Origin of the sequence: Pseudoalteromonas mucoides, from assembly GCF_049257175.1 — a bacterium.
Classification (GTDB): Bacteria; Pseudomonadota; Gammaproteobacteria; order Enterobacterales; family Alteromonadaceae; genus Pseudoalteromonas.
The window spans coordinates 33,688-49,842 of record NZ_JBMMUC010000009.1 but is presented as its reverse complement, the minus strand read 5'-3'; the positions used below and the strand labels follow the sequence as shown (position 1 = coordinate 49,842).

Annotated in this window: 14 protein-coding genes; 6 read left to right on the top strand and 8 right to left on the bottom strand. The window is 40.0% G+C overall.

The genetic code is table 11. The features are described from left to right. Positions 1-101: 101 nt before the first annotated feature. Positions 102-659, bottom strand: coding sequence for a hypothetical protein (locus AAEU30_RS11300; RefSeq protein ID WP_421960596.1), 558 nt, complete (start codon positions 657-659; stop codon positions 102-104). A gap of 77 nt (positions 660-736) precedes the next feature. Further along, positions 737-1,621, bottom strand: a complete 885-nt coding sequence (gene nadK / locus AAEU30_RS11295) for an NAD(+) kinase (protein ID WP_421960700.1) — start codon at positions 1,619-1,621, stop codon at positions 737-739. A 105-nt stretch (positions 1,622-1,726) separates the two neighbouring features. Here nadK and AAEU30_RS11290 point away from each other — a divergent pair, with 105 nt between their 5' ends. Beyond that, positions 1,727-2,692: an HrcA family transcriptional regulator gene (locus AAEU30_RS11290; protein WP_421960595.1), complete on the top strand. Its 966-nt coding sequence runs from the start codon at positions 1,727-1,729 to the stop codon at positions 2,690-2,692. 58 nt (positions 2,693-2,750) lie between these two features. Further along, on the top strand, positions 2,751-3,359 hold the full coding sequence (grpE, locus tag AAEU30_RS11285; protein WP_087533658.1) for a nucleotide exchange factor GrpE: 609 nt from the start codon (positions 2,751-2,753) through the stop codon (positions 3,357-3,359). Between the two features lie 31 nt (positions 3,360-3,390). On the opposite strand, the gene AAEU30_RS11280 is transcribed toward grpE, so the two are convergent. Further along, entirely contained in the window at positions 3,391-4,587 is a 1,197-nt protein-coding gene (locus tag AAEU30_RS11280) for a Bcr/CflA family efflux MFS transporter (protein WP_421960594.1), read from the bottom strand. Between the two features lie 189 nt (positions 4,588-4,776). Between AAEU30_RS11280 and AAEU30_RS11275 the strand changes: the two genes are divergently transcribed. Then, positions 4,777-5,574 carry a M48 family metallopeptidase gene (locus tag AAEU30_RS11275; RefSeq protein ID WP_421960593.1) on the top strand — a complete coding sequence of 266 codons (798 nt, stop codon included), beginning with the start codon at positions 4,777-4,779 and terminating at the stop codon, positions 5,572-5,574. A gap of 72 nt (positions 5,575-5,646) precedes the next feature. Here the strand turns inward: AAEU30_RS11275 and AAEU30_RS11270 are convergent, their stop codons facing one another. Together AAEU30_RS11270 and AAEU30_RS11265 are read right to left on the bottom strand one after the other, a co-directional pair. Then, a complete protein-coding gene (locus AAEU30_RS11270; RefSeq protein WP_421960699.1) occupies positions 5,647-6,696 on the bottom strand; it encodes a polysaccharide lyase family 7 protein in 1,050 nt (349 codons plus the stop codon). Positions 6,697-7,058: 362 nt separating this feature from the next. Further along, entirely contained in the window at positions 7,059-8,903 is a 1,845-nt protein-coding gene (locus tag AAEU30_RS11265; protein WP_421960592.1) for a M2 family metallopeptidase, read from the bottom strand. A gap of 181 nt (positions 8,904-9,084) precedes the next feature. On the opposite strand from AAEU30_RS11265, the gene AAEU30_RS11260 reads away from it, so the two are divergent. Then, on the top strand, positions 9,085-11,361 hold the full coding sequence (locus tag AAEU30_RS11260) for an acyl-CoA dehydrogenase (protein WP_421960591.1): 2,277 nt from the start codon (positions 9,085-9,087) through the stop codon (positions 11,359-11,361). Positions 11,362-11,409: 48 nt separating this feature from the next. On the opposite strand, the gene AAEU30_RS11255 is transcribed toward AAEU30_RS11260, so the two are convergent. From AAEU30_RS11255 to AAEU30_RS11245, 3 genes are all read right to left on the bottom strand, one after another. After that, positions 11,410-11,850: a hypothetical protein gene (locus AAEU30_RS11255; protein WP_421960590.1), complete on the bottom strand. Its 441-nt coding sequence runs from the start codon at positions 11,848-11,850 to the stop codon at positions 11,410-11,412. A 144-nt stretch (positions 11,851-11,994) separates the two neighbouring features. Then, positions 11,995-12,963: a cysteine synthase A gene (gene cysK, locus AAEU30_RS11250; RefSeq protein ID WP_421960589.1), complete on the bottom strand. Its 969-nt coding sequence runs from the start codon at positions 12,961-12,963 to the stop codon at positions 11,995-11,997. Positions 12,964-13,518: 555 nt separating this feature from the next. Beyond that, the gene (locus AAEU30_RS11245; RefSeq protein WP_421960588.1) at positions 13,519-14,142 is read right to left on the bottom strand and encodes a LysE family translocator; all 624 of its coding nucleotides are present in this window, start codon (positions 14,140-14,142) and stop codon (positions 13,519-13,521) included. A gap of 211 nt (positions 14,143-14,353) precedes the next feature. On the opposite strand from AAEU30_RS11245, the gene AAEU30_RS11240 reads away from it, so the two are divergent. Together AAEU30_RS11240 and hda are read left to right on the top strand one after the other, a co-directional pair. Continuing rightward, positions 14,354-15,409 (top strand): DUF8605 domain-containing protein, encoded by a 1,056-nt coding sequence (locus AAEU30_RS11240; RefSeq protein WP_421960587.1) that lies wholly within the window; start codon positions 14,354-14,356, stop codon positions 15,407-15,409. Then, the gene (gene hda / locus AAEU30_RS11235) at positions 15,409-16,119 is read left to right on the top strand and encodes a DnaA inactivator Hda (RefSeq protein WP_421960586.1); all 711 of its coding nucleotides are present in this window, start codon (positions 15,409-15,411) and stop codon (positions 16,117-16,119) included. Before AAEU30_RS11240 ends, hda begins: the two co-directional genes overlap by 1 nt. Positions 16,120-16,155: the final 36 nt, after the last annotated feature.

Sequence of the window (16,155 nt, the reverse complement as noted above, 5' to 3'; positions counted from 1 at the left end):
AGTGGAGGGGCTAAATGTGGCAGGATAAACTGTAATAGGTAGTTGAGTAATATAGAAAATTTTTAAATCATTAGTGTGGGTGAATTGCTCACCCAGCCCAGTTATGCAATATTACTATTTATGCTGTTATCTTGTTCTGCTGAATCGCTGCTAATATCCGTTGTTGTTATGTAGTCGTCGCCATTGCTGCTAAGCTCTGCTGACTCCAAGGTTTTTATAAGAGAAGGGAGTATTTCGTAATAAAAAGTACGGTTGTATTCAATCCCGCCATAAGGCAAGTCGGCGACAAATAACGACAGTTGTTCTGATAATTTACCACGCTCACCAGTCACATAGGTTTTCGCAAGTTCGCTATTAACCGTGGTAATAAATGAATCAACAATACGCTCAAGGTATAGTAAGTTTTCATCAGTGTGTGGCTGGACAACGAAAAAGTTACTCGCAATGACCTGAATACGTGCCACGTATTTTGGCTTTATAATTTTTGCTTCACAAAATTCGTTTAGCTTTGATTTTAAGTGAGTGGTAACTTCGGCCACTCTACTGTTAAACAATCGCTTTTCGGCTTCGCGCGCATTACGGCGGTTATTCTCAATGACGAGATAGGTGCCTAATAGAGTAATTAATAACAGCAAAGCTAAAAATACAACGTAAGTCATTTCGAAAGTGCGTCCCTGAAAAGGTCTTTTATTAATTTTTTCTTATTTTGCGCTAAAGTAGAGTTAAGCGCAATAAATTAATACAAACGACTGCCCCAATTTAATTTAGTACGTAATACGTGGTAGTAAGAGTAGTCTTTTGGGTGTATTAAGCGGAGTTTTTTATCAGCTTTTTTTATTACTACTTCGTCACCTGGGAGCACAGCTAATACCACATGGCTATCGCAACTCACTTGTAAACTGTCGGTGTTTTCGAGGCTAAGCTTTAGCCTTACTTCATTGTCAGCATCCACAACTAATGGACGGCTTGAAAGTGTATGCGGAAACATAGGCACTAAAGAGATTGCGTTTAACTCTGGGGTGAGTATTGGTCCACCACCTGAGAGTGAATAAGCAGTTGAGCCTGTTGGTGTTGATACGATTAGACCATCCGAGCGTTGCGAAAACACAAATGCGTCGTTTATAAAGGCCTCAAATTCAATCATATGAGCGACTTTATCGGCATGGAGTACAGCTTCATTTACTGCTGAATTTGCACTTTTAAGTTCTTCATGACGATACACTTCTACTTCAAGTAAAAAGCGGTTTTCTTCTATATATTGACCACTTAGTACTTGCTCTAAGCTTGCTTCAAAACCTTCGGGGTTTAAATCTGTCAGAAAGCCTAAGTTCCCTCGGTTTACACCAATAACGGCGACATTAAACCGAGCTAAAACACGTGCTGCACCAAGCATGTTACCATCACCGCCAACGACAATGGCTAAATCCGCTCGTTCCCCGAGCTCTATGAGTTTAACTAGCTTGTCTTTTGGTATATCAGCAAGTTGGTGTCCAGTGCGCTGTTCAACAATCACGTTAAATCCTAACGCATTTAAAAATGTATAAAGGCGTTGTAAGGTAGTGGCTGCGCCATCGTGATTTGCTTTGCCAATTAAGCCTATGGTTTTAAACGGTGATTCCATGATGTTTACGCGAATAGTTATAATATCGCTAGGGTAACTCAAAAATGATTGCTTTGAAAACCTCAGAGTCTTGAAATAACTTCTCGTTGCCCCGATATACCCTATATGCAGCAAGATGTAGATACTATGAATTTAAATCCGCGAGATCAGCAAATATTTTCCGCCGTAATGAGCCTCTATTGTAATGGTGAAGGTTTACCTGTGGCATCAAGCCGTATAGCTAAGCAAAAAGGCATGGCTGTATGCTCTGCAACGGTACGTAATGCTATGTCACGTCTTGAAAAGTTTGGGCTGTTATATTCGCCACATACTTCAGCGGGGCGCGTTCCGACTAATGCGGGCTTTGATTATTGGCTGAGCGAGTTTTTCCCATTAACTGACATTGCTCAATATTGGCAGCCAGCTCAGGCGCAACTCGTTGAATTAGCTCATGGGCTAAGTCAAAAATACCAAGTGTGCTGTTGTGTTGGTTTACCGCAAGTAAGCTCGCAACATGTTTTTAGAGTAGAAGTCCTTGATTTTGACAGCAACGACTGGCTTATTTTATTACTCGATAGAGCAGGTCAAAGCCATAATATTTGTATTCACAAACCCAATGATGCTTCAGACACAGTACGGTATCAGTTTGCTACTTGGTTAAACACGGTATTTAGTCAACAAACTTTAATGGAAGGTTTGTATCGTATGCAGGCAATGGCAAATACTGCACCGCGTAATTGTCATGATTCATTAAATCAGTGGACACGAGAATTAAGCCAAAAGCTTGGTTCAGATAACAGTATTGTGGTTGGTGAGAATTATCTTTACCGACAAATTGACTGCCAACAAAGTTTAAACATTGGTGTATCTTTCTTAAATTTTGTAGAAGATAAGCTCGCTTTTAAAAATGGCGTATCTGTGCTTAATACCGATCAACTGCCATTTACAGATTGCGATGAGTTAATGGTGATCAGTGTGCCGTATTTTCAGAACCAGGAATATCAAAGTCGATTTTGTGTTATTTGCCCTAAATCGGCGCAAATTGAAGCAATCATACAAGAATTTAGATTAATCGAGTCATCTGACTCTTGAATCTTTTGATTCAATCCCCATAATTATCGCAATTGTAAAGAATTGGAGTACTTAAATTATGTCTGAGCAGACAAAATCACCAGAGCAAGAAGTTGAACTCAACGAAGAATTAGATCAAATGCAAGCAGATGTTGAAGCCGCGGTTGAAGCTGCAGATGCCCATGAAGCTGAAGAAGTAAGCCCTGAAGCTGAAATTGCTATGCTATATGCTGAGCTTGAAGCAGCAAAGCAAACTATTAATGATCAAAAAGATGGTGTCGTTCGCGCTGCTGCTGATGTTGAAAATATTCGTCGTCGTGCTGCACAAGACGTAGAGAAAGCGCATAAATTTGCCCTCGAAAAATTCGCTAACGAATTACTACCTGTTATTGATAACCTAGAACGTGCAATTGAGTTTTCTGATAAAGAAAATGAAACGTTAAAGCCGTTACTTGAAGGTATTGATATGACGGTTAAGAGCTTTAATGATGCGGTTGCAAAATTTGGTGTTGAAATTGTAAATCCACAAGGTGAACAGTTTAACCCTGAGTTCCATCAGGCAATGTCAATCCAGCCAAGCAACGATGTATCACCAAATACAGTGCTAGCTGTAATGCAAAAAGGCTACACATTAAACGGTCGTTTATTACGCCCGGCAATGGTGATGGTGTCTAAAGCTGCAGAATAATTTGTGACTCTCAGTTTGAAAAAATGCCTCATTATGAGGCATTTTTTTTGTTTCTGGCTCGGTGCCACAATTGAGCAATTAAAGTAAGTACTAAAGCACTAAACATTAGGCTTGAAAAAGGCACTGCACTTTGCGCGTGCATAAGGGCTAAAATTGGCCCCACCAAGGCGCCACTGCCAAAGCGTAAAGTGCCAATTACCGCAGTTGCAGTACCTGACTTTTCTTCAAATTTCATTAAGATAAGAGCATCAGCATTACTTGCGATGACACCTAAACTCATCATTAATGGGGCAATAGCTGCAACAATAAAATACAATGATAAGTGTAAAATACTAAAGCTAAGTAGTGAGCTACCCGCAATAAAGCCAACAAATAAACCATAATAGAGCATTTTTCGTGAGCCAATGCGTGGTACCAATCGGGTGTTTAAAAAGTTACCACACATTAAGGCCATTACATTAAAAGCAAACAGTAAGCCAAACAACTGCTCTGAGACTTTAAAGTAGTCGAGGTACACAAACGGAACGGCAGTTAAAAAACAAAAAAAGGCAAATGAGACAAACATCGAACTGGCTATGTCTGCTCGAGCATCTTTATTACTAAATACGGTTTTGTAGCTATCAAAAAAGAGCGTAAAACCTTTGAGTGGGCTTTTGAAAATTGGTATATCAATTAAATGTATTTGCGCCAATGCTAAGATAACAAAGCTGTAACTTGCCAGTACAATAAAAATAGTTTGCCACTGTGAAAAGCCTAAAATCATAGAGCCGACCGTCGGTGCTATAAGTGGCGCGACCATCATTATCATCGATACATAAGACATACCTTTTGCCGTGTCTTTTTGATAAATATGGCGAATAATACCAGGCACAACAACCGTTGCTGCTGCTCCAGTAAAGGCTTGCACAACGCGAAGACCCCAAAATATGTGTATATCGCTACAAAAAGCCAGCGCGAGTGAACTTATACCAAATAGAGCCAATCCGGTTTTAGCTAACACACGGCGGCCAAGTTGGTCGGCAATTGGCCCAAAAAAAAGCATGCCTAAAGCATAACCCGCTAAATAAAGGCTTAGCGATATTTGCACATTGGGCATAGTCGTATTTAGATCATTTGCAATGACTAGCATAGCAGGTAAATACATATCAATTGCTAATGGTGTGATTGCAACAATACTGGCAAGTAGGGGGAGTAAAATACGCTTACTGAAAGAGTCTTGAACGTGCATGATCCACTCGAGAAATGAAAAGAATAGCTATTGTAGCAGCCAATATTAGAACACGGAACTTAGTTTGCGTGCTAAGTAATCATTATTTAAGTTATAGCAAGTTACTTGCCTTAGTAATATTAAATTAAGGCATGTTTTGCTATATTATTGTTAATATCTAAGTTACTGAATATGAGTTGAGGGAATACAATGAAAAAGCTAGTTTTAGCGGTACTTGCAACGGCTGTTTTGGCAGGTTGTAAAACATCACCGACAGGTCGCACTCAGCTTGCGCTTTATTCTGATCAAGAAATGAGCCAAATGGGCCAGCAAAGTTTTGCTGATATGAAGCAAAACCAACAGATTAATAATGATCCTAGCGTTAATGCTTACGTTAAATGTATTGCTGAAGATGTAATTGCTGTACTACCTCAACAATACGCGTCTCAGAAATGGGAAGTTGTGGTGTTTGAAGAAGACTCTGCGAATGCATTTGCATTACCAGGGGGCTATATTGGCGTTCATACAGGTTTGCTGCAAGTTGCTAAAAACCAAGACCAATTAGCAACGGTGATAGGTCATGAAGTAGGCCACGTTATTGCAGAGCATTCTAATGAACGTGTTTCACAAAGTTCAATTTTACAAACAGGCATGCAAGTGGGCAGTGCCGCGCTTGATATGGGGAACGTGCAATATCGCAATGAAATAATGCAAGGTTTAGGACTTGGTGCTCAATATGGCGTTATTTTGCCATTTAGCCGCTCACATGAATCAGAAGCCGATATTATTGGTTTGGATTTAATGGCTAAAGCGGGTTTTAATCCACAAGAGTCAGTCACACTTTGGCAAAATATGAGTCAAGCGGGAAGTGGTGAAACACCTGAGTTTATGTCGACTCACCCAGCGCCGGGAAATCGAATAAAAGAATTACAGGCGAACATGTCAGAAGCACTCTCAGAGCAAAAAGTAGCAAATAGCTCAGGTAAAAACCCTCAGTGTTCTTTGTAATGTAAGTCGAGCTAAAATGATAAAAGCCTGTAAATATACAGGCTTTATTGTTCAGGGGAATTATTTTTAATCTTAGTTTACAGGTGTAGCTTCACTTAAAACGAGTTTAGAAAATGTAACTTGTGTATAGTCACCATTTGCTTTATCGGTTTTCCAATCACCGGTACCAGGGCAAGCAGTGTACCAACCGCCTGGTGAATCTTTGGTACTACATTGGTTATAGGCGCCTGCTTTAAAGTAATGCCAATCGGCTAAATAACCTAATGGGTGATCATATTTATCAACTTTACCGTTAGCATCAACATTATTTGATAAGTCAATTGAATACTCTACAGTTGGTTTTCCTGGTGCTGTAAAAGTTAGGTGCATCGTGCTTTGATATACATTTATCTCGTAGCTAAACTCCTCACCTAGTGCTATTCCAGCAGAACCAGGCGCATCAGAGTTCTCCCACGTATTACCCCATACAGGGTAGGTAATATCTGTACGATTCGGATCATCTTTTGGTAAGTTACGTTCATAGTTCCAAAATACTGAGCCTGTTTCGTGGTTTGGCCATTTTTTGTAATAAATTTTTATTGGCTCATTACCCCAACCGAAACCAAAATCTTTTTCAATTAAAGCTTTATCTTTACCTGCATGTATTTGTCCTACAACTACACTGTAAGCAGGTGGTTTATCAGCATGGCCTGCACGAACAGCAACATGGTCAACTTTTAACGTTGCTTCCATTTTGCCACCAACAGCCCCAAATCTTTCTGATAAAGGGTGTGCTGCAAGAGCAAAATTATTTCGTGAGTTCTTAGTTTTAATCTTAGTGTTTGTGCCACGGATCATCTGGCGTAACTCGCTACGGGTATTACTTGATGTCGCAGTGGTGATCGCTTTATTCGGGCTGGTAAATACCATGCCGCCTTGTTCATCTAAGTAAAAGTAATCAGGGTGAGCGTAGGTTTGAATTTCTTCTACATCTATCTCGTCTATTTTACCATTACCGTCTTGATCCATTGGTAAGGTTATCTTCCATTGACTTAAATCAAATTTATCGGCAGGAACTAAGTTAGCGCTGTTACCTGTATTTTTAGGTTGGCTACTGCCATTGCTGCTACATGCTGCTAGCATTGAAAGAGAAAGTGGTATCACCGTGCCATAAAAAACACATTGTTTAAGTCGATTATTTTTCATTTATATCTCTTTAATTTTACGTGTGTGTTAAAACCAATTAACAAAATATAACAGACCAATTAATTAAATCAACCATACCAATTAATAAAATAAAAATAAGAGTTGAGATTTTCTGTTTTCATTTTTTGTCATGCCAATTAACTGTGTCAGGTTATATACGATGTTGAATGTTGAATGTTGAATGATGAAGGTGAATACGAATATTTATGCTGAAATGTCTGTGCGCAGAAAAGAGTGGCTATATAAAAAACTAAGCCCGTAGGGCACGGGCTTAGTGACTTTACTATTAAAAACTTAGCTTACCAGCCACATTGGCGGCCTTGGTTTTGTTCATCTAAGTATTTTTGTAATGGCGCAAAATAATCGAGTAGTGCTGTCGCATCCATCTCTGATTTACCTGTTACTGTTGCAAGTGCTTCTTGCCAAGGTCTGCTTGAGCCCATTTCTAGCATGGCGTTGAGTTTTTCGCCGGCTTCTTTTGAGTTATAAACAGAGCAACGGTGAATCGCTTCTTCGTTTCCTGCTATTTCACATAGACTACGGTGAAAATCAAATTGTAAGATATGTGCTAAGAAGTAACGGGTATAAGGTGTATTACCTGGAACATGGTATTTAGCACCTGGATCAAAGTCGGCTTCGGTACGGGCTATTGGCGCTTGAACACCTTGATACTTTTGACGTAAATCCCACCAAGCTTGGTTATAGTTCTCAGGCGTTACTTCACCAGAGAATACTTTCCAACGCCATTGATCTACTAACAAGCCAAATGGAATAAACGCAACTTTATCGAGCGCCATTTTCATTAGTAATCCAATGTCTTTAGATTCGTCTGGAACTTGCTCTAATAAACCAATTTCTTTTAGGTAACCAGGAGTCACTGATAAGGCTATAGTGTCACCGATGGCTTCGTGAAATCCATCATTAGCACTTTCTTGATAATAAAGCGGTTGAGTATTGTACGCACGCTGGTAAAAGTTGTGGCCTAGTTCATGATGGATAACTGAGAATTCTTCACCTGTGCGTTGGATACACATCTTTATACGTAGGTCATCTTTACTGTCTATATTCCACGCAGAGGCATGACATTGTACGTCGCGATCTTGTGGCTTTGTAAATAACGAACGTTCGTAAAAAGTCTCTGGTAATGGGTCAAAACCCATTGATGTGAAAAACGTTTCAGCGCCACGCACCATTTTTAGCTCATCATAATTGTACTCGCTCAGTAACGCAGTTACATCGTAACCTGGATCGGCGTTTTCAGGAGCAACAACATCATAAATATTGCCCCATGTTTGTGCCCACATGTTACCTAAAAGATGGGCTGGGATAGGTTGATCTTGCGGTACTTTATCTTCACCGTATTTTTCGCCAAGTTTAGCGCGAACGTGACAATGTAAAGAGTCATAAAGCGGTTTAACTTGCCCCCAAATGCGATCAAGCTCTGTTGCAAAATCATCGGCAGGCATATCATATTTACTGCGCCACATAGCGCCAGTATCTACATAACCTAGCTCTTTCGCACCTTCGTTGGTTAAGGCTACTTGTTGCTCATAAAGCGGACGCATTGGCTTAGAAACTTGACGCCAGCCTTGCCACAAATCAAGCAGCTCGTTGTAATCACGGCTGGTTGCCATTTTTGCCGTCATATCACCTAAGCTTAAACAACTACCGTCATCTTTACAGTATTTACCTTTACCGTATATTCCACCTAGCTCAGCAACGAGTTGCGAAAGCTTTGCTGTTTTTTCTGCGTCTTGTGGGGCAGGCAACGTCAGTGCGAGTTTTAATTTGTTAAGTTTTCGACGAGCATCATAGTCAAGCTCTAACTCGTCAAACTTTGCAGCTTCATTGGCTAGTCGAACGACGGCTTCGGTCATTTTACGGTTTACTTCTGCTGACAATGCAGCTGTATCATGCGTGATAAAGTTTGCGTAAATCCACTCTGCGCGGCTTGATTCTAAATAAAGTGCATTGAGTTCTTGCTCTGTTTCATCAATAAAAGCGTGTGCATCTTTTGCATTAACTGGCGCTGGTGTTGCAGCTATCGTATCGCTTTTTGTTGTATCTTTATTGCAGCCAGATAGCGCTAAGGTGCTTGCCACCATTAAGGCGCTTAAACTGAGTTTAAAGTGTGGAGTAGTCATGTTGATCCTTATATTTGTTATTAATCCGCTAGGATAATAGCAGTGTCTTTAACTTAGGCAAAATTTATCGAAGTAGGGTTAAACCTAAATGGGAAGCAGATATTTACACTGACATTGTATTTATAAAAGGATCGGTCATAATTGAAGCAAGTCATTTTTATTAATTAAAAGGATCGTTTCCATGTCCGTGTTCATATTATTACTGGTCGTGGTGATAGTTATTTTTGCGGTAAAAGATATTCGCATTAGCTTAATTAGTCGCCCAGCATTTAAGTTTTTCAAAAAAGTCCTTCCTCCATTATCGCAAACAGAGCGAGAAGCAATGGAAGCGGGTGATGTCTGGTGGGATGGGGAATTATTTAGTGGTAACCCCGATTGGCAGGTTTTGCACAGTTACCCTAAACCAGAGTTAAGCGAAAAAGAACGTGCCTTTTTAGATAACGAAGTTGAAACCTTGTTAGCAATGCTAGATGACTACCAAATTGTGCAAAAAGATAAAGATTTGCCAAAAGAGGTATGGGATTACTTAAAGGTAAAGGGCTTTTTTGCGCTTATTATTCCAGAGCAATTCGGTGGTCGTCAGTTCAGTGCAATAGCAAACTCTACGATAGTGGCAAAAATAGCGACTAAAAGTTTAACTGCGGCTGTAACTGTTATGGTTCCAAATAGCTTAGGGCCTGGTGAGCTTTTACTTCATTACGGGACTAAAGAACAACAAGAACGTTGGTTGCCTACACTTGCGACTGGCGAAGACGTCCCGTGTTTTGCGCTTACAGGTCCTGAAGCGGGCTCTGATGCCGGCAGTATTCCAGACTCAGGGGTTGTTTGTAAGAGGGAGTTCAATGGTGAGGAAATAATTGGTTTACGTTTGAATTGGTCAAAACGCTATATAACATTAGCGCCTGTGGCTACAGTACTGGGCCTTGCATTCAAAATGTATGACCCTGATTCCTTATTAGGAAAAGACAAAGAGCTAGGAATTACCTGTGCGTTGATCCCAACTGACCATCCAGGTGTTGAAACCGGTGAGCGCCATTTTCCACTGAACATGGCATTTATGAACGGCACCACTTACGGTAAAGACGTATTTATACCACTTGATTGGATCATAGGCGGTCAACAAGGCGCTGGCCGAGGTTGGCGTATGTTAGTTGAATGTTTAAGTGCTGGGCGAGGCATATCATTGCCTGCACTTAGCAGTGCAACAGGGCATTTATGTTCACGTATGACTTCGGCTTATGCCATGGTTCGTCAGCAGTTTGGTTTATCAATTGGCCAATTTGAGGGGGTTCAAGAAGCGCTTGCCCGTATAGGTGGGCTAACTTATAGCCTAGAAGCCTGTAGGTTAATGACAGCTGGTGCAATCGATCTTAAATTAAGCCCGTCAGTGGTTACAGCTATTGCTAAGTATCATATGACAGAAATGGGTCGTACCGTAATGAACGATGCGATGGATATTCATTCTGGTAAAGGAATTCAAGTTGGCCCTAATAACTACTTAGCTCATGGTTACATGGGAATTCCTGTTTCTATTACTGTGGAAGGTGCCAATATTCTAACTCGCAACTTAATGATTTTTGGTCAAGGGGCTACGCGATGCCATCCATTTGTGCTTAAAGAAATGGAAGCGGCGGCAATGGAAGATGACGACTTAGCATTAAAAGAGTTTGACTCATTGCTACTACAGCATATTATTTTTGCAGGTACTAATGCAGGGATGGCGTTTATTCATGGTTTAACGCGTAGTGTTTTTGCAAAATCGCCTGTTTGTGGTGCCACAACTAACTATTATAAACAGCTAGGTAGAATGAGCCGAGGTTTAGCATTTTGTACAGATGTAGCCATGCTTATTTTAGGCGGGGAGCTTAAACGTAAAGAGATGATTTCTGCTCGGCTAGGTGATGTACTAAGTCATCTTTATCTCGCGTCAACAGTGTTAAAGCGTTTTGAAGACGAAGGTCGCCAGCAAGCTGACTTAGCCTTTGTGCAATATTCAGTAGAGCGTTCATTGTTTGAAATAGGCCAAGCGTTTGATGGTTTCTTTAAAAACTTCTCAAATCCAGTGGTTAACTTTTTATTAAAACGTATTGTTTTCCCATTGGGTAATCATTATCACCGTCCTAGTGATGATATTGCACAAACGATGTGTGAACACATGACGCAGCCGGGCGTATTTAGAAACCGCTTAACACATTTATGTTATGTTGATGAAAATGCTGGCACAGGCGTCATGGAAAATGCATTCATTGCTATGCATGATACCGCTAATGCGTTTAAGCGATTAAAAAAATGGCAACGTGAAGGTACGCTAAATCGCAATGCTGATATTGAAACTGCAATAAATAATGCGATTGAAAAACAGCTCATTACATCAGAGGAAGGGCAAAGGTTACATCAAGCAAATGAGTTAAGAAAACAAGCAATCGCTGTCGATAATTATAAACAAGGCGAGCTATAGATAAAAAAGCCTCGTCAGTAGCGAGGCTTTATATTTTAACTTTGTGTCTTATCTGGCAAATGGGTCGGCGTTTATTTTATCAACGTACCATTTGCCTTTTTTACGGACCATTTTGACGCTGCGCATATCATCTATTTTATCCCCGTTAAAATAACCAGTGAATATTAAGTTAATGTTTGCTTTTTCGCCGTATTGCTCACGAAGACTCATATTGGTCATATCAACTTCAATAACAACTTCATCGTACTGCATGTTGACTAAGTTTCGCGCAAATTGCTTTGCGGTTCCGTATGATTTCATAATACGAGCAAGCTTAGGTGTTGCCATTGTCATTGCTTTGTTGAGATCTTTAGCATTGTACAATGTATCAAAATAGAGCGCGGCACTTTCGCCAGGGGTATTGTTTTCGCCTGAAGGGATACCGTCATCGCCACAACCTTGTAGCATGAGTGCACAAATGAATGTGCAAATAGTTAGAAATAATTTCATTTGCAATAGTTGAATTATTATTGATGATTTAGTGTGAGACTAAACGAGGTATATGTAAAGTTAATCACTTATAATAGTGCTTTAAACGACAATAAATAATAAAAAAGGATGCTAATTAGCATCCTTTAGACAATCAGTTACTATTTATTGTACAAGCTCTTGTTCAGAGAACTCTTCAGCAAATAATGGGCTAGATAAATAGCGCTCTGTAGCACTTGGTAAGATAACAACAATATTTTTGTCTGCATTTTCTGGTAGTTCAGCAATACGTTTTGCGGCAACCACTGCAGCACCAGATGAAATACCGACTAAAATACCTTCATCTTTCATTAACTGGTGCGCCATAGCAATAGCATCTTCATTAGACACTTGCTCAGCTGCATCAATAACATCTAAATCTAAGTTTCCAGGAATAAAGCCAGCACCGATACCTTGAATTTTATGAGGCCCAGGTGTCACGTCTTCACCTGCTAGTGTTTGGCTAATAACAGGAGAGTTTGTAGGCTCTACCGCAATTGATTTTACATCTAAGCCTTTCTCTTGTTTTAAATAGCGGCTTACCCCAGTAATTGTACCACCAGTACCTACACCCGCTACGAAGAAATCAACTTTGCCGTCAGTTGCATTGAAAATCTCAGGGCCTGTTGTTTCAAAGTGAATTTTAGGGTTCGCTGGGTTTTCAAATTGTTGTAGCAAGATGAATTTAGCTGGATCGCTTGCTTGGATCTCTTTTGCTTTTTCGATTGCGCCATTCATACCTTTAGCACCTTCGGTAAGTACTAAATTAGCACCTAATGCTTTTAATAGCTTACGACGCTCTAAGCTCATTGTATTAGGCATAGTAAGCGTAAGTTTATAACCGCGAGAAGCAGCAACAAACGCAAGAGCGATACCCGTATTACCCGAAGTTGGCTCAATTAGCTCTTTGTCGGCTGTTAATTGACCTGACTTTTCAGCTTCCCAAATCATTGATGCACCGATACGGCATTTAACACTAAAGCTTGGGTTACGAGATTCAATTTTAGCGAATACATTGCCTGATGTAACTCGATTAAGTTTTACCAGTGGTGTGTTACCAATGCTGAGTGAATTATCTTCAAAAATTGTAGACATAGTGGTCCCTTGGGTGCAATTTGTTCAATCGGGATCGAATTATAGCAATCGATCTGTAATAGCTACACTTTACTGCTCAATAAAAAAAACTAAAGTAAAGTTTGGGTATAAGATATACCCAAACCAACTCAAAATACAGAATTCAGCGTTTCACAGGGGCTTAATATCAAGGCGTTATTTTGCAAGAATGGTAGTCCCTTTTAAGAAGTAACAACGATGAGAGTAAGTTCCTGTGAAACGCCCTACGGGTTGGTTTAAAAGCGATTAATACTGCGTTATTGATTTTAACAATAGAACCACTATTATTTGCAATCAATGCCTTGCCTAAATCGCTTTGAACTCCAACTGAAGCTCGTATCTTGAGATGGTTTGGGTATAGATCTATTCGGCTTATAATAAAATGAAATTAACTTTTAAGTTTTGTATGTTTTTTGTTATTAAAATTCTTTTTATAATGCAGTTGTGGTTTATTAATGTGCCTTCAGCACGGATTATACATATGTCAGTGATATTTTAGTTTGATGTTTATCTACATGCACACTCCTAGTTCTCTCTTTAATGTAATCCAATAGCCAACCAGACACCTACTGCTATCATTAAGCTGCCAGCGATTGCGTTCATCCATTTGATATTATCGCCGCGGTTTAAAAATAAGCGTAAACTTTTACCACCCGTTGCATAGGCCATCATACAAACAAATTCACTAACAAGTATTATAGCGACCAAAATACTCAGTTGAGGAGTAATAGCATAGTCAAGATTAATAAAAGGGGGCAGTAACGAGATCATAAAGGCCCAACCTTTGGGGTTAGCCATAGCAGTCACCAACCCTTGGCTAAATAATGTTTTGCGACTTATTTTACTCTTTTGATGATTATCTAGATTGAGTTTAGTCTCATCGCGCCACATGCTAATGCCTATAAAGACTAAATATGCACCGCCGGCCCATTTTAAGATTGAAAATGCCTGCGGGTAATTTAACATGATACTTGCCACGCCTAATACGGCAGCTATAGCAACTAAGGCTACACCCAGTAACTCACCTAGCATCATCCACATAGTCCGTCTGACGCCGATACTCATACCGAGTGTCATTGCTAGTGTCATACACATACCGGGTGTGATTGATACAAAAAAGAATGTCGGTATAAATACCGCCAATATTGCTAAATCAAACATCAAAATACTCACTGCAAATTATCTGGCGTAGACAATATCAAGAAGTAGCGCTCTAGACCAAGGAATCAGCTATCTTTATAGGAATAAACATAGAGTTAAGGCTTCACTGTGATTAGAAACATAAAATAGCTTGGTATTTTGAATATATTTTTGCTTTGTGCGGTGCTTTGAATTAGGATCAAATTAGTTTAAAACCAAGAACTAATGGCCTGTGTCTAGATTATTAATTTTACTTACTGCTATATTCTTCAGCTATTCGATTAAAGCTGTTGAGGTTACTGATTTATATCAAGATATACTCAAAGTTGAAGATAAATCCCGAGATGCACGCTTAACGGCAAGTCGTGCTGCACTATTGAATGTTTTGGTAAAAGTAAGTGGTGATCCGTATGCCGATCAAAACCCACTTGCGAAACAGCGTAGTAAAGATATCTCTGATTATATGCTTAAATTTGAATATGATGAGAAAGTAGATGGCACGCTTAATCTTGTTGTAAAATTTGAAGCCAATAAAATTAATGCATTGGTTAAGGAGCTTAACCTGCCGCTATGGGGAACTCGTAGACCTTTAGTTGCAATCTGGTTAGCAATCGAAGATAACTGGCGTAGAGAGCTTGTTACTCAAGAGAGTTACCCGCAACTCGAGCAGCTTATTTATGACACTGCATCTCGCCGTGGTTTACCCGTCGTGGTCCCGTTACTTGATTTACAAGACAGAGCATTAGTAGGTATCCCTGAGGTATGGGGGAATTTTTCTGAGCCAGTAGAACAAGCATCGAGCAGATACAGAGCTGAGCGAAGTATTACTGCACGATTATACACGCAGCAAGACAGCGATAACTGGGTGCTTGATTGGCGCTTCACAAATGATGACTTATTTGAAGCAAATCGTTTAACGGGTGATAAACAACAAACTATTGCCCTTATGATAGATAGCTTAGCTGCTGGGCTTGCCGCTGAATATGCTATTGATCCAAATGCGACAGGACAACTTGCCCAAGCAGTATTTAAGCTTAAAGGCACAAAAAACTTTGTAGACATCGAGCTAGCTAAACGACGTTTACAAAGCTTAAGTGTGGTTACAAAAGTAATTATTCGCTCACGTGATACGCAAACTGTTTACTTTGAAGTTAATCATACTGGCTCGTTAAGTGACTTTAAAAAAGCGCTGGAGTTAGACCGTACATTTGAAGCCTTTGTTGACCCTAGAGCGTTTTATCAGGTTGCGTCTGAAAATGACCTTGATTACCAATGGGTCGGCTTATAATGCAGGCATTAGAGCCCGTTCAAATGGCGCTGCCTGTAACGCTACCAGATGATGAAACGTTTGCATCATATTTTGGTGGTGAGAACTCTTTGGAAGTGAGCCATTTAAAAAATGCGTTCAAAAGTCTAACAACTACTTTTCAATACACTTATTTGTGTGGGCTAGGTGATTCTGGTAAATCTCACCTATTATATGCTACCTGCATTCATGCTCAAGAACGTGGTTTATCAACCATGTTGCTGTCAATGCGTGAAGTAATTGATTTTGGCCCTATGGTACTTGATGGCCTAGATGCTTTAGATGTGTTGTGCATAGATGACGTGCACTTAGTTGCGGGTAATGATGCTTGGGAAAAAGCATTATTTAACTTTTTTAACCGTTTTAACGAGCCTGGTAAGTGTCTAGTGGTCACCGCGGATTTACTCCCAGATATGCTTAATATCACACTGCCGGATTTGGTTTCTCGACTTAAATGGGGAACGACGTTTCAAATTCGCTCAATGAGTGATGATGATAAGGCTGAAGCGTTAGTAAAACGTGCAAATATGCGAGGACTTGAACTTAGTGATGAATGTGCTCGTTTTTTATTAACTCGTCTAAGCCGTGATATGAGAGCGCTGTTAGAAGTACTAGATAAACTCGATCATGCGTCTATGGCTGCGCAAAGAAAACTGACCATTCCCTTCATAAAATCGGCATTAAAGCTATAAAATCGGCTTTTACCTGCTATTAGGTGCTTACTAATC

Excerpts from the sequence above, each read along its gene's own strand:
- hda (WP_421960586.1), top strand. The coding sequence starts at position 15,409 with ATGCAGGCATTAGAGCCCGTTCAAATGGCGCTGCCTGTAACGCTACCA.
- AAEU30_RS11270 (WP_421960699.1), bottom strand. The coding sequence starts at position 6,696 with ATGCTAGCAGCATGTAGCAGCAATGGCAGTAGCCAACCTAAAAATACA.
- AAEU30_RS11300 (WP_421960596.1), bottom strand. The coding sequence starts at position 659 with ATGACTTACGTTGTATTTTTAGCTTTGCTGTTATTAATTACTCTATTA.
- AAEU30_RS11245 (WP_421960588.1), bottom strand. The coding sequence starts at position 14,142 with ATGTTTGATTTAGCAATATTGGCGGTATTTATACCGACATTCTTTTTT.
- AAEU30_RS11260 (WP_421960591.1), top strand. The coding sequence starts at position 9,085 with ATGTCCGTGTTCATATTATTACTGGTCGTGGTGATAGTTATTTTTGCG.
- AAEU30_RS11280 (WP_421960594.1), bottom strand. The coding sequence starts at position 4,587 with ATGCACGTTCAAGACTCTTTCAGTAAGCGTATTTTACTCCCCCTACTT.
- AAEU30_RS11265 (WP_421960592.1), bottom strand. The coding sequence starts at position 8,903 with ATGACTACTCCACACTTTAAACTCAGTTTAAGCGCCTTAATGGTGGCA.
- nadK (WP_421960700.1), bottom strand. The coding sequence starts at position 1,621 with ATGGAATCACCGTTTAAAACCATAGGCTTAATTGGCAAAGCAAATCAC.
- AAEU30_RS11290 (WP_421960595.1), top strand. The coding sequence starts at position 1,727 with ATGCAGCAAGATGTAGATACTATGAATTTAAATCCGCGAGATCAGCAA.
- AAEU30_RS11275 (WP_421960593.1), top strand. The coding sequence starts at position 4,777 with ATGAAAAAGCTAGTTTTAGCGGTACTTGCAACGGCTGTTTTGGCAGGT.
- AAEU30_RS11255 (WP_421960590.1), bottom strand. The coding sequence starts at position 11,850 with ATGAAATTATTTCTAACTATTTGCACATTCATTTGTGCACTCATGCTA.
- cysK (WP_421960589.1), bottom strand. The coding sequence starts at position 12,963 with ATGTCTACAATTTTTGAAGATAATTCACTCAGCATTGGTAACACACCA.
- grpE (WP_087533658.1), top strand. The coding sequence starts at position 2,751 with ATGTCTGAGCAGACAAAATCACCAGAGCAAGAAGTTGAACTCAACGAA.